The sequence below is a fragment of the Pollutimonas bauzanensis genome (genome assembly GCF_900129885.1).
GTDB lineage: Bacteria > Pseudomonadota > Gammaproteobacteria > Burkholderiales > Burkholderiaceae_B > Pollutimonas > Pollutimonas bauzanensis.
Window position 1 is genome coordinate 143,522 of record NZ_FQXE01000004.1, and the last position, 13,612, is coordinate 157,133.

Consider the following 13,612-nt stretch of genomic DNA (forward strand, 5'->3'; position numbering starts at 1 on the left):
GGCCCCGGCGTGAAAACAACACAATCTTCCGCGGGTCCCCTGGACGGGATCCGCATACTGGACCTGAGCTCCGTCGTGATGGGGCCTTACGCCACGCAGATACTGGGCGACCTGGGCGCCGACGTGATCAAGCTGGAGTCCCCGGCGGGCGACAATATGCGGGCGGTCGGCCCCATGCGCAATCCCGGCATGGGCGCCATGTACCTGCACCTCAACCGCAACAAGCGCTCGATCGTGCTGGACCTGAAAACGCCGCAAGGGCGGCAAGCCTGCCTTGACCTGGCCAGGACGGTGGACGTTCTGCTGTACAACGTGCGGCCGCAGGCCATGGCGCGGCTGGGCCTGGGCTACGCGGAGGTGTCCGGCGTCAACCCGAAGCTGGTGTATGTGGGAGCTTATGGCTTCGGCAACGCCGGGCCCTATGGGGGCCGGCCAGCCTACGATGACCTGATCCAGGGGATGACGGCCATTCCGTCGCTGTATCAGCAGAATTCCGGCGACGTTCCGCGCTACGCCCCTCTGACCCTGGCGGACCGCGCCGTGGGCATGCAGGCGGCCATCGCCATACTGGCCGGCGTGATCCAGGCGCGCGCATCGGGCCAGGGCCAGGAGATCGAAGTCCCCATGTTCGAAGCCATGGCCCAGCTGGTGCTGGGCGATCACCTGGGCGGGGCAAGCTTCAGCCCGCCCGAAGGCCCTACCGGCTACGCCCGCCTGCTGGCGCCGTATCGCCGCCCCTACGCCACGTCCAATGGCTACGTCAGCGTGCTGATCTACAACGACAAGCATTGGTCGCGGTTTTTCCAGATGATAGGCCGGCCCGGCCTGCTCGAGGACGAGCGCTTCAGCAGCCATACCGCCCGGGCGCGGCATATCGATGAGGCCTACTGCCTGGTGTCCGATGTGATGGCGACCAACACCAGCGAGCATTGGCTGCAGGCCTTCAGCGACGCCGACATTCCGGCCGCGCCGCTGTATGGCGTGGACGACCTGATTGCCGACCCGCACTTGCGCCAGGTCGGCATGCTCAAGGACCTGCAGCATCCATCCGAAGGGGCGATACGCTCGCCGGCCCCGGTCGGCAGCTATTCGAAAACGCCGCTGAGCATCCGGCGCCATGCGCCGCGCCTGGGCGAACATACACAAGAAGTGCTGCGCGAAGCCGGCCTGGCCGATGAAGCCATTGCAGGCTTGCTGGGGACTGGCGCGGCGGCGGCCGCAAACAAGGGGAAAAAGCCGTGAGTTTCGTATTGACAGATGAACGCAAGGCCCTGGTCGCGGGGGTCGAAGCCCTGTGCAGCCGCTACAGCGACGACTACTGGCTGGCGCGCGACCGGGATGGCCAATATCCCCATGAGTTCCACCGCGACCTCGCGCAAGCCGGCTGGCTGGGCATTGCCATGCCCGAAGCGTATGGCGGTTCCGGGCTGGGCATGACGGAGGCCGCCCTGATGATGCACACGATATCGCGCTCGGGGGCGGGGTTTTCGGGAGCGTCGGCCGTGCACATGAACATTTTCGGCCTGAATCCCGTGGTCGTGTTCGGCACGCCCGAACAGCGCGCCAGGGCGCTGCCACCCTTGATCAGCGGCGAGCAGAAGGCCTGTTTCGCCGTCACCGAGCCCGATGCCGGCCTGGACACCACCAAGCTCGCTACGCGGGCGGTGCGCGACGGCGACGGCTATGTGGCGCACGGGCGCAAGATCTGGATATCGACGGCGCAGGTGGCCGACAAAATGCTGCTGCTGGCCCGCACGACGCCATTGTCGGAAGTAAAGAAGCCGACGCAGGGCTTGTCCTTGTTTTACACCGACCTGGACAAGGGCAAGATAGAGGTCCGGGAAATCGAAAAGATGGGCCGCAAGGCGGTCGATTCCAATATGCTGTTCATCGACGGCCTGCGCATCCCCGCGGCCGACCGTATCGGTGAGGAAGGCAAGGGCTTCGAATATATTCTGCATGGCCTGAATCCGGAACGCATCCTGATCGCCGCGGAAGCGGTGGGCCTTGGCCGGGCGGCCCTGGCGCGGGCGGTGGATTACGCGAATGAGCGGGTCGTCTTTGGCCGGCCTATCGGGCAGAACCAAGGCGTGCAGCATCCTTTGGCCCAAGCGTGGATGCAGCTGGAAGCGGCCGATCTGATGGTGCAGAAGGCGGCATGGCTGTATGACGCGGGCCTGCCTTGCGGCGAGTATGCGAATTCGGCCAAGTATCTGGCGGCGGAGGCGGCCTTCAATGCGTGCCAGACGGCTGTGCTGACGCTGGGGGGGATGGGGTATGCGAAGGAATACCATGTAGAGCGGTATTTGCGCGAAAGCTTCATTCCGCGCATTGCGCCGGTGAGTCCGCAGTTGATCATGTGCTTCATCGCGGAAAAGGTCCTGGGGCTGCCGAAGTCATATTAGAAAAGAACATCCGCGTCAGCACAACGGTCAAATATTCTGTTCCATGAACCGGCATGCCACGCGCAGCTTCTTGGCATGGTCTTCCACATGGCTTTCGATGCGGTACAAAGGCCCCGCTACGGAAATCGCATAATCATTGCCCGACACCTTCAAAGGCCAGGCAATGGCGCCCACATCCTCCATGATGGACTCGCCCAGATTCGCGAACCAGCCGCGCTCCAGCGACGCCTGGATGTCCGCCTCGATGGCTTCCGGCGTGACCAGCGTGCGCTTGTTATAGGCCTGCAGCTTGAGCCCGGACAGCAGCGCCCGGCGCTCCTCGCCCCCCAGCGTGGACAGCAGCGCCTTGCCCAGCGAATTGGCGTGTATGTCCCTTTGCGAACCCGCCACCGCCACATAACTGATCGGATGCGGAGACGCCAGCACATCCAGGTACACCACCCGTTTGCTCATCAAGTCCAGCTTGGCGAACACCACAGTTTCGCAAGTCGTGTCGCGCAGCTCTTCCAGGCTGGGCAACACCTTCCCCAAGATGGGGTCCGCCTTGGAAATGCGCTGCGCCATGGCCAGCAGCCGCCCGGTCGGATAGTAGCCCTGCCGGCGCCCCGCTTCGTACAGATACCCCAGGCTGGCCAAAGTGCGCAACAGGGCCAGGCAGCTGGAAACCGGCGCATCCAGGTGCCTGGCCAGCTCCGACAGCGACAGCGGCTTGGTTTCGCGCGCGAAAACCTCGATGATTTCGATCACCCGCAAGGCAGTCTTGACGTTGGTATCAGCTTTTTTTTCGATCATGGTCCGTATCGCGGGCGTCAGGTAGGTAATGTGCCTGAGTATACCGAGCGGAGTTCCGGTCCACATTCCGGGGGTGTAGAGATATGCCGAATGGCCCTAATAGATCGGCCAGTTGCCCGGGGTCATGAACTCGAGAAGATGCCCATCCGGGTCGCGGAAATAAACGCTTTCGCCGCCGCCCGCCCACCGCACGCGGCCTTCGATAAGCACCCCCTTTCCGCTCAACCGCGCCTCCCAGGCGGCGAGCTGGTCCGCGTCAATGGCGAAACACATATGCAGCGGGCCGCTGCCATCGTGGGGCGGTATCTCGCCCGCGGGGGAGCCCGGCCCCCCTGGAAATACTTGAGTCTTCATCGATGCGCCGCGCTTGAACAGCAGCAGGACGCTTTGACCGCCCACGTCATAGGCGAATAAGGTTTTTGTATTCAGCATCGGCTTTAGCGCCAATATATCGGCGTAGAAGCGCCCTGCGCGATCGAGATCATCGACGTAAAGAGCGGTCTCGATGATGCGGTTCAATTTGAGCATGCGTCATACCTCCTTGACGGCCCGGCGCGGCGTGTTCGGCCCGGTGGTCTACACGCCCGACCAAGGCCGGATAAGCATGATGGACCATAGTATCTTAAAAGAATCTTTTCCTCATAGCCCCCTATCCCTTTGGCGACACCGCAGACCAGCAGACGAAGAAATCCCCGCCATGGATATCGAGCTTGCGGATGCCCGCTCAATCGCATGGATGAAAGACGCGCCGGGTATAATCGGCCGGTAGCGCAGGGCGCCCGCGCCTCTTTTGCACGATGTCCTTGCGCGAGCCGGCGCAGCACGCTTTCATGGAGAGAAGGAGCATGGCTTTGCGACGGTATCGCTATTTCGTCACTATCGTCGATGCGGGCAGCATCACCCGCGCCGCGGAACAGCTGCATATCGCCCAGCCCGCTTTGAGCCAGCAGCTGCATCTGCTGGAAGATGATTTGGGGGTCAAGCTCCTTGAACGCACGCCGCGAGGCATCGTCCCCACCGAGGCGGGCGCACGATTCTACGAACGTTCACAGATGCTGCTGCGGCTGGAAAACTCGATGCGGCAGGAACTGCGCGAACTGGACAAGCATCCCTCCGGATATGTATCCATCGGCATCCCGTCCAGCACCGCGATCATGCTGGCCGTGCCGATACTCGAAGCAGTGCGCGCCACCTACCCGGATATCAATCTGTATATCATGACCGGCGTCAGCGGCCGTCTGGAGCCGCTGCTGCACAGCGGCCAACTGGACATGGCCATCCTGTTCCAGACCGGCCAGGCGGGCCTGGGCGTTCAGTGGATTTTCGACGAAGCGCTGTACCTGATGGCGCCGCCCTCCTTGCAGGTCGACGATCCATTCCCGATCGAGGACGTCAGCCGCTACCCGATGATCCTCCCCAGCGCCTTCCTCGGTTTGCGCACCCTGCTCGATGGGGCGTTTGCGCGTCACGGCGTCAAAGCCAACGTCATCTCCGAAATCGACGGATCCATCCCCACCATAAATACCTTGGTCAGCCGGGGGGTCGGCTGCAGCATCCTCCCTTGGGCGACGTTCTCGCTCGAGGCCGGCCGCGGCGAGGTCAAGGGCTACCGCATCGAGCCCGAAATATGGCGGCCGGTCGCGCTGTGCCGGCCAAAAGTCCCGCCGCTGTCGCGCCCGGCCAAAGCGGTATACGAACTGCTGCGGAAAGTCATCGCCGCAGAGTTGAAGCAGCCCTCCGCCGCCGGCTCGGTCCGCATGAGGACATAAGCTCAACCTTTGGCCACATAGGAATTCCGTATGCTTCGCCGCGAAACTTGACGTCTATACTAAAACTCCTTTGAAAAAATTATAACGAAGGAGACAATATGAAAACGACGATCGCCCGTGGAATACTTGCCATTGCCAGCAGCCTGACGCTTGTTTACGCAACTTCCGCCGCCGCGCAGACCCTGCCGGATTATTACCCGGCCTCCTACAGCAAGATCATTGACGACTCCAAGAAGGAAAGCGGCCTGCTGGTCTATTCCGTCATGGCCTCCTTCAACTGGAAGCCCGTGCTCGAAAGCTTCGCCAAGAAATACCCCTGGATCAAAGTAGAGACTTTGGATCTCAACAACGAGCTATGGGACAGGTACTACACCGAAAAGGCAAGCGGATCGCGCACGGCCGACTTCATCGCCGCGTTCGGCATTCCCCGCTGGCTGCAAGCGTCCGAACGCGGCGAGCTGCTTGCATACGATTCGCCGGAAAAAGGCCACTTGCCCGCCTGGTCGAACCCGATCCCGGGCGCATATACGCTGTCAGCCGACCCAGCGCTGATAGTGTGGAACAAGCACTTGATCCCCAAGGGGGAAGTCCCAGACACGGCGGAAAAAATCGCCAAGCTGGCCGACGAGCAGAAGAATCTGGCAGGAAAGTTCGTCACCTACGATGCGGGGGCTGGCGCCGAAACTGCCATATGGAACTGGGTCTGGACGCAGGGCCATGGTGACAAGATATGGGATACATACGCCAAGCTTGGCCCGGTCTCCAAGGCCGAGCGCGCAGGCGGCGTCATGCTCGAAAAACTCACCATCGGCGAATACGCGCTGGCCTATCTCATCAGCGGCATCACCGTGTTTCCCAAGCTCGACGGGCCGGCCCAGCGCAACACCATCGGCTGGTCTTTCTTCAAGGACAAGCAGCCCATCTACCCTCGGCTGATGGCGGTCACCAAGGGCGGCCGAAGCCCCCAATCGGCACGGCTGCTGCTTGATCATGTGCTGTCCTACGAGGGCCAAGTCGGCTTTGGGCGCGGCGGCCTGACGCCGGTTCGCGACCTCAAGCCCGAAGACATCACCTACTGGACATATCACACCATTGTCGAGAAAGTCGGCGGCGAAGATCATATCCAGATGATGACCTACGATCCCGACCAACTGCCCCTCCTCGATGCGTTCATCCCGCGCTGGCGCAAGGCATTCAACCGCTGATTCCTCCCCCAAGCGCAGCAGCGCACTCATTGACACCGAGGGATCAAAGATATGAAGCCAGATCAAGGAACCCGCCCCACGCACGGCCGTGGGGCGGGTGTAGGGGAACGCACGCTGCAGACCTGTGTGCTGCTGGTAGTGCTGGTGCTGGTGGCAGCGCCCATCGCTCCGGTCGTCATGCAGTCGTTTTCAAATACGCCGCTGTACGACGGCATGAGCGAATTGAGCCTCGGCGGCTACTGGCGCGCCTTATCCAGCAGCGCTTTCCAGAGCGCCATGGTCAACACTGCAATATTCGCAACGTTGGCCACGCTGATCGCCCAGGTTGTCGGGGTGCTGGCCACAATCCTGGTGGCGCGCACCAACCTGCCCGGCGCGCGGGGCATCATGAACCTGATGCTCTGGCCCATCTATGTCAGCCATCTGGTCCTCGCATTCGGCTGGATCGTTGCCTATGGACCCTCGGGCTTCGTCACGCTGCAGGTCGAGCAGATCATCGGCTGGAAACCATGGAACCTTTATTCCTTGGCAGGCCTGTCGATCGCGGCCGGCCTGTCGCTCGCGCCCCTTACATTTCTCTACAGCATCGGCGCAGCGCGCACCATCGACCCGGCTCTGGAAGATGCAGCGCGGCTAAGCGGAGCGGGGCCGATCAAGACTCTGGCCGCCATTACATTGCCACTGCTGCGACCGGCCATCGTCACGACAACCATCCTCAACTTCGTGCTGGCGCTCGAACTATTCGTCATGCCGCTGCTGCTGGCGGTGCCCAGCGGCATGCACTTTCTCACGACATTCATCTACGCCGAGGGATTTGAAGCCTCCACGCCAGACCATGCCCTGGTCAGCGCCGTGGCGGTCATGCTGATAGGCGTAGTCACGGTGCTGGTGCTATTGCAGATGCATCTGGTAGGCGACGGCAAGCGCTTTGTCACAGTCGGCGGCAAAGCCGGCCGCGCGCGCCTGCTCGACTTGGGCTGGTGGCGCTGGCCATGCTGCATAGCTCTGCTGGCCTACCTGTTCGCCACCGTGCTGCTGGTAATGGGCGGTCTGGTGGTCCGGTCGTTCGCTTCTGTGCTGTCGCCCTTCGTTCCCCTGGCCGACGTCCTGACGCTGGACAATTACCAGACTGTCTTCTCGTTTCCCGCGTATGTCAGATCTATCTGGAACACCCTGGGCGTGGCCGTCCTGGGTGCATTGGTGGGCACCGTCCTGGTGACCGCCTGCGCCTTCGTCGCCCTACGCTCCGATTACAAGCTGCGCCGCCCACTGGAATTCATCGCGCTCTATCCGCGTGCGATCCCTGGCCTGCTGGTGGGCATGGGCGTATTGTGGGCCACAGCCTGGCTGCCGGGAATGGCCTGGATGCAGAACACCATCGCCATTCTTATCTTTGCCTTCGTCATGCGCCATCTGCCCACCGGATACGGTGCGATCCAGCCCGCGTTGCTGCAGATCAGCGGCGACCATGACCGCAGCGCCCGCAGTGTCGGCGCCAGTTGGCTGCAAACCTGCCTGCTCGTGTTGGCGCCGCAGCTGCGCCCGGCCTTGTTCGCGTGCTATGCCATTCTTTTCATCCATTTCATCAAGGAATATGCCGTGGCCGTATTCTTGTTCGGCCCCGGCAGCGAGGTGATGGGCACCACGATGCTGTCCTTCTGGGTACAGGGCGAAAACGGCTCGGTCGCGGCGCTTGCCGTCATCCAGATGGCGATCATTGCGGTCTTCATGGTGATTTTCCGCTACCTTATAGGAGTCAGGAACTATGGCTGAACTCGAGGTTTCTTCCCTCTGCCGCAAGTATGGCGACGTGCTGGCGGTCGACAATGTCTCGTTCAAGGTGCATGAAGGAGAGTTCCTGACCCTGCTGGGCCCCAGCGGCTGCGGCAAGTCCACCACGCTCGCCGCCATCGCCGGGCTCGAGCCGCCCACGTCCGGGCGGATCAGCCTGGGCGCATCGGTTTATTTCGACAGCGCCACCGGCATCCATCTGCCGCCCGAGCGGCGCAACTGCGGCCTGGTTTTCCAATCCTATGCGCTGTGGCCGCATATGTCGGTAGAGCAGAACTGCGCATTTCCGCTCAAGCTGCGCAAGATTTCACGCCAGATGCGCAGCGAACGGGTGCGCGAGGCGCTTGCCCTGGTGGAAATGGAGCATCTGGCCGACCGTTATCCGCACCAGTTGTCCGGCGGGCAGCAGCAGCGCGTCGCATTGGCCCGCACGCTGGTGTTCCGTCCCGATGTGCTGCTGCTGGACGAGCCCTTGTCCAATCTGGATGCCAAGCTGCGCGACCGGGCCCGGACCTGGCTGAAGCACTTGCAAACCAAGGTCGGCTTGACCACAGTCTATGTCACGCACGACCAGGTGGAAGCCCTGGCCATGAGCGATCGCATCGCGGTCATGAACGGCGGAAGAATCGTCCAGATCGACACCCCCAAGCGCATCTACGGCTCGCCCGCCAACCAGTTCGTGGCCGACTTCATCGGCACCAGCAATCTCATCAACGCCTCGCTTGCGCGGGTGGGCCAGGCGACGATGGCGCGCTATGCCGATGGCCAGCAGCTGGCGCTGCCAGCCGATATCTCCGGCAACGACGGCCTCGCCATCATGACGGCGATCCGCCCCGAGAGCATCCGGCTGACACAACGTGATATCCCGCTGGAGGCCTCGCCGGCCACGCGGATCCTGGGGCGCATCGTCGAGCAAAGCTATCTCGGAGCCCGTTATTCCTACACGGTCGAGACGCTGGGTTCGATCCTGCGCGTCGAGTCCACCGAAGATCTTCCCAATGGCGATGTCGCCATCCATGTTCCTGCCGAGGCGATCGTGACGTTCGCCGCCGGAGGAGCGCAACTTCAACCCGCGTGAGTCAATAATGGAATATCAAGCGCATGCCCGCTGTCCCTTGGACGGTGTCCGGGTCCTGGATTTGTCGCGCGTGGTCGCCGGCAACATGGCCAGCCTGCTTCTGGCCGATTTCGGCGCCGAAGTCATCAAGGTGGAGGCGCCTGGCCGCGGCGATACGCTGCGGGAATGGAACGAGGATGGCGTTGCCGTCTTCTGGAAGGTATACGGCCGGAACAAGAAAAGCATCACTCTCGACATCCGCACGCCGCGCGGCAAGGAAATGCTCGAAGAGCTGGTCGGCGATGCCCAGGTGCTGCTGGAGAATTTCCGGCCCGGCGTGCTCGAACGGCTGGGCTTTTCACCCGAACGGCTGCATGAGCTCAATTCCCGCCTGGTCGTCGTGCGCGTCTCGGGCTGGGGCCAGACCGGGCCGTACAGCAAGCTGCCGGGCTTCGGCAGCCTGGTCGAGGCGCTTTCAGGCTTCGCCGCCAAGAACGGATTCGCCGACAAGCCGCCGGCCCTGCCCAATATGGCTTTGGCCGACATGGTGGCGGGCCTTTACGGCGCCTACGCGACGCTCATCGCACTGCGCGAAGTCGAATGCAAGGGAAACAGCGGCCAGGTGATCGATCTTTCACTGCTCGAACCCATGATATCGATACTTGGCCCCGACATTGCGGCGTACCGCGTAACGGGCCAGGTGCCCCCGCGCTCGGGCAATCGCGCTTCGGTATCGGCGCCGCGCAATATCTATGCGACTCGTGACGGCAAGTACGTGGCGCTTTCGGCATCGACACAGGAAATGGCCATCAGGCTTTTTCGCGCGATCGGACGCGCCGACCTGATCGGCGACGCTCGCTTTCGCACCAATTCCGACCGGCTGCGCAACATCGAAGAACTCGACGCCATCATTGGCGGTTTCATCGGCGCGCGCGACTGCGTTGACGCGCTGGCCTTCTTCGCCGCCGAACATGTCACCGTGGGCCCCGTCTACGACGTCTCCGAGGTGATGGACGACCCTCACATACAGGCGCGCGGCGTCATCGTCGAACTACCCGACGATGACATGGGGAGCATACCCATGCACGAAGTTCTGCCCCGGCTATCGACCTCGCCGGGCGCCATCCGCCGTCCCGCGCCGGCGCTGGGAGCGGACAATGCGGAAATCTATGCCGCGCTCGGACTGGGCGCGGACGACCTTGAAAAACTACATACTGAAGGAGTGATCTGATGGGCATACTGCGATCGTTGTTATTTGTACCCGTACTGGAGCCCCGGTTCCTGGCCAAGGCCCACTTGCGGGGCGCCGATGCCGTCATTCTCGATCTGGAGGATTCGATCGTCCCGCAACGCAAGGAAGAGGCGCGCGCGCGCATCGCGCAGGCGGCGGTGGACGTTGCCAGCCGCGGCCTGCGGGTGTTCGTCCGCATCAACAGCGCCCCCGAACTGGCGGACAAGGACGTGGCGGCCAGCGTCGGCAAAGCCGTCGCGGGGCTGTTCGTTCCCAAGGTGGATACGCCGGAGCAACTGCTGGCCCATGTCGAACGCGTCAAGCGGGCCGAACAGAAGGCCGGGCTGCCCGATGGACACACCGCGCTGGTGGCGTTGCTGGAGACACCGCTGAGCATCTTCAACGCCGTGGCGATCGCGCAGGCGAGCGACCGGCTGGTGGCTCTCGGCTTTGGCGTGGAGGACTACGCCGCCGCCATGGAGCAGATTCCCGAACCGGTGGCGATGAGCTACGCGGCCCAAACAGTGGCGATCGCGGCGCGCGCGGCCGGCGTCGACGCCCTGGGCTTGCCCGGCAGCATCGCCGACTTCACGGATATCGAAGCCCTCGCGCGCCTTGCGGCGCTGGCGCGCCAATTGGGGTTCACGGGCAGTTGCGCCATTCACCCCGCCCAGGTCGCCACTTTCAATGAAGCCTTCGGGATCTCCGCCGCCCAGGCGGCGCAGGCCGCGGAAGTCATCGAAGTATTCGAGGCGGCAATGGCGCAAGGCCTGGGAGCAATCGCGCTGCACGGCAAGATGATAGACATTCCTGTCTATGAGCGCGCGCTGGCCACTATCCGCCGCGCCGGAAAGGCCACGGCCTGACCGTCGCCCGCGACCGGGCCGGCATTGCCAGCCGGTCCGGTCGCGGCTCGCGCAATGTTTCGCCGCGGCCGCCTGACGGCCCGTGAAACGAATACCCTGGGCCCAGCGTGCTCATTTAACGTAAGCGCCAATTGGCAGGGCGGCCCATGTGTGATACCATGGTTCTGCTAACGCAGGTGCAGCCAGCAAAAACAATACCCACCCTCATCGGGAACCCGGCACCATGCGCCCAGACGGCGCCGCGTCGCAAGTATTCACCTGTGGCCCCCACCAAGGCCAGGGGCGCCGCCTCAGGCTGCGGCTAACGCCACGCCTGACCTTCGAACCTCGGTTCGCAATCGCAGCAATCGTACACTGGGCCAGGCTAGCGCCTTCCCGCGAAATGGCATTGCCGTTTCCGCTATGCACGCTGCACAAATGCTGTGGTATCGCATCATGCCCGCCATCGAATGACACGCAACGCGAGTTCGACATGCCGGCATTTCATTAATTTTTACAGGAATATTTTATGGCTAAAGAAGAACTGATCGAAATGGGCGGGCTGGTCACTGAAGTGCTGCCCGATTCGCGCTTTCGTGTCACGCTGGACAACGGCCACCCGGTAGTTGCCTACACCGGTGGCAAGATGCGCAAGCATCATATCCGCATTTTGGCCGGCGACAAGGTTTCGCTGGAAATGTCGCCCTATGATTTGAGCAAGGGCCGGATCACTTTCCGCCACATTGCGGGACGCGCGCCTGGCGGCCCAAGCCAGCGCCGCCGTTAATAAGAAAAAAATCCGCTGAACGCCTCCCCGAATGCCCGCCCTTGCGGGCATGGCGGCCGGGGCATGCCGCCGTCGGGCTGCGCCAATGCGCCGGGCACCAAAGGCTATACAATCGGCCAACGATAGTCATTGCCAAAGGAACGCTCGTGATCAGCAAGCAGCCAACTGCCGACTCCCTGTCGGACTTGCCTGAATGGGCAGCGTTTGAGAGCGCGGCCAAGAACTCCCCCATCCACGTCCATAGCCTGCGGCTGATACAGGCCGCGGGCATCGACCTCGATATCAGCGGGCAAGGAAGCTCGCCCGCGCTGGTCGAGGCCACCGAGGCCCTGCTGGCCGCCCGCCAATTCAACGAACAGCGCGAGCGCATGCTTTCCGGCGGCATGGCCAATGCCACCGAGGAACGCGCCGCCTGGCACACCGCATTGCGCGCCCCCGCCCCCATCGACGAAGTCGCCGCCGAACGCCAAAGGCTCAATGACTTCGTGCGCCTGGCCGATTCCGAGCGCCGCTGGCGCAATATCGTGCATATCGGCATCGGCGGCAGCGACTGGGGCGTGCGCCTGGCCGTCAGCGCTTTCGGCTATGCCGGCACCTGGCGCCAGGTGCATTTCGTGGCCAATATCGATGGCCACGCGATTCAAGGCGGGCTGGCCGGGCTGGATCCCCACGACACCCTGATCGTGCTGGCCTCCAAATCGTTCACCACCGCCGAGACCCTGCAGAATGGCCAGCGCGCCCTGGAATGGCTGCAGGCCTCGGGCGTGGAGAACCCTTATGAACAAGTCGTCGCCATTACCGCGCGCCCCGACGTGGCCAAGGCCTGGGGGGTGCCCGACGCGCATATTTTCAAGCTGTGGGACTGGGTCGGCGGGCGCTTTTCCCTGTGGTCGGCCGTCAGCCTGACCACGGCCCTGGCCGTGAGCTCCGACGTAGTGGCCGGCATGCAGGCCGGCGCCGCCGCCATGGACGCCCATTTCGCCCAGGCCCCCATCGCCCAGAATGCCCCCATCCAGATGGCCATCGCCGGCATCGTCAACCGCAGCGTGCTGGGCTACGGGTCCCTGAATATCGCGCCCTATGATTTCCGCCTCGCCAACCTGGTGCCCTACATCCAGCAATTGGAAATGGAATCGCTGGGTAAGTCGGTCAACCTGGCGGGCGACCCGGTCGGCGTGCCCACCGGCCCGGCCGTATGGGGCATGCCCGGCACGGACGCCCAGCATACGTTTTTCCAATGGCTGCACCAGGGCAGCGACGGCGCGCCAGTCGATTTCATAGTCTGTGAACAGGCCGACCACGGCTGGCCCGGCCACCATCAAAGCCTGTTGGCCAACTGCCTGGCCCAGCGCGAAGCCTTGTTGAAAGGCAAAACCTACGAGCAGGCCTTGAAGGAATGCCAGGAATCGGGCATGCCGCAAGAAAAGGCCCAGTGGCTAGCGCGACACCGCGTCCATGCGGGCGGACGCCCGTCCAATCTGATCGTGCTGCCCCGCCTGTCGCCTTACACGCTGGGCGCGCTGCTCGCGCTGTACGAGCACAAGGTGTTTGTGCAGGGCGTGGTCTGGGGCATCAACCCCTTCGACCAATGGGGGGTGGAATACGGCAAGGTGCTGGCCAAGGGCATTGCCGCCGAACTTTCCGGCCAGGCCGCCATAGACCCCGCCCATGATGCGTCCACAGCGCACTGGGTGAAGGAATTTGGCGCCTCGTTGAAAGCGTGAGTGCGG

The 13,612-nt window shown here is 63.1% G+C and carries 12 protein-coding genes; 10 read left to right on the forward strand and 2 right to left on the reverse strand.

What is annotated here, in order from left to right; genetic code table 11:
• The first annotated feature begins 9 nt into the window (after positions 1-9).
• Both BUB23_RS09235 and BUB23_RS09240 read left to right on the forward strand, forming a co-directional pair.
• A complete protein-coding gene (locus BUB23_RS09235) occupies positions 10-1,242 on the forward strand; it encodes a CaiB/BaiF CoA transferase family protein (protein ID WP_073102819.1) in 1,233 nt (410 codons plus the stop codon).
• Positions 1,239-2,405: an acyl-CoA dehydrogenase family protein gene (locus tag BUB23_RS09240; RefSeq protein ID WP_073102820.1), complete on the forward strand. Its 1,167-nt coding sequence runs from the start codon at positions 1,239-1,241 to the stop codon at positions 2,403-2,405. Before BUB23_RS09235 ends, BUB23_RS09240 begins: the two co-directional genes overlap by 4 nt.
• 27 nt (positions 2,406-2,432) lie before the next feature.
• Here BUB23_RS09240 and BUB23_RS09245 read toward each other — a convergent pair whose 3' ends face one another.
• Positions 2,433-3,197, reverse strand: coding sequence for an IclR family transcriptional regulator (locus BUB23_RS09245; RefSeq protein ID WP_073102821.1), 765 nt, complete (start codon positions 3,195-3,197; stop codon positions 2,433-2,435).
• A gap of 96 nt (positions 3,198-3,293) precedes the next feature.
• Positions 3,294-3,725, reverse strand: a complete 432-nt coding sequence (locus BUB23_RS09250) for a VOC family protein (protein ID WP_073102822.1) — start codon at positions 3,723-3,725, stop codon at positions 3,294-3,296.
• Between the two features lie 317 nt (positions 3,726-4,042).
• On the opposite strand from BUB23_RS09250, the gene BUB23_RS09260 reads away from it, so the two are divergent.
• From BUB23_RS09260 to pgi, 8 genes are all read left to right on the forward strand, one after another.
• Positions 4,043-4,966, forward strand: coding sequence for a LysR substrate-binding domain-containing protein (locus BUB23_RS09260; protein WP_073102824.1), 924 nt, complete (start codon positions 4,043-4,045; stop codon positions 4,964-4,966).
• 98 nt (positions 4,967-5,064) lie between these two features.
• Entirely contained in the window at positions 5,065-6,171 is a 1,107-nt protein-coding gene (locus BUB23_RS09265) for an ABC transporter substrate-binding protein (RefSeq protein WP_073102825.1), read from the forward strand.
• Between the two features lie 51 nt (positions 6,172-6,222).
• On the forward strand, positions 6,223-7,944 hold the full coding sequence (locus tag BUB23_RS09270) for an ABC transporter permease (protein ID WP_073102826.1): 1,722 nt from the start codon (positions 6,223-6,225) through the stop codon (positions 7,942-7,944).
• A complete protein-coding gene (locus BUB23_RS09275; RefSeq protein WP_073102827.1) occupies positions 7,937-9,040 on the forward strand; it encodes an ABC transporter ATP-binding protein in 1,104 nt (367 codons plus the stop codon). The genes BUB23_RS09270 and BUB23_RS09275 overlap by 8 nt, the downstream gene beginning before the upstream one ends.
• Positions 9,041-9,047: 7 nt before the next feature.
• The gene (locus tag BUB23_RS09280; RefSeq protein ID WP_073102828.1) at positions 9,048-10,250 is read left to right on the forward strand and encodes a CaiB/BaiF CoA transferase family protein; all 1,203 of its coding nucleotides are present in this window, start codon (positions 9,048-9,050) and stop codon (positions 10,248-10,250) included.
• On the forward strand, positions 10,250-11,116 hold the full coding sequence (locus BUB23_RS09285) for an HpcH/HpaI aldolase/citrate lyase family protein (protein ID WP_073102829.1): 867 nt from the start codon (positions 10,250-10,252) through the stop codon (positions 11,114-11,116). The genes BUB23_RS09280 and BUB23_RS09285 overlap by 1 nt, the downstream gene beginning before the upstream one ends.
• 508 nt (positions 11,117-11,624) lie before the next feature.
• Positions 11,625-11,882 carry a translation initiation factor IF-1 gene (gene infA / locus BUB23_RS09290; RefSeq protein WP_013744218.1) on the forward strand — a complete coding sequence of 86 codons (258 nt, stop codon included), beginning with the start codon at positions 11,625-11,627 and terminating at the stop codon, positions 11,880-11,882.
• Positions 11,883-12,028: 146 nt separating this feature from the next.
• A complete protein-coding gene (pgi, locus tag BUB23_RS09295) occupies positions 12,029-13,606 on the forward strand; it encodes a glucose-6-phosphate isomerase (RefSeq protein ID WP_073102830.1) in 1,578 nt (525 codons plus the stop codon).
• The last annotated feature ends 6 nt before the right edge of the window (positions 13,607-13,612 follow it).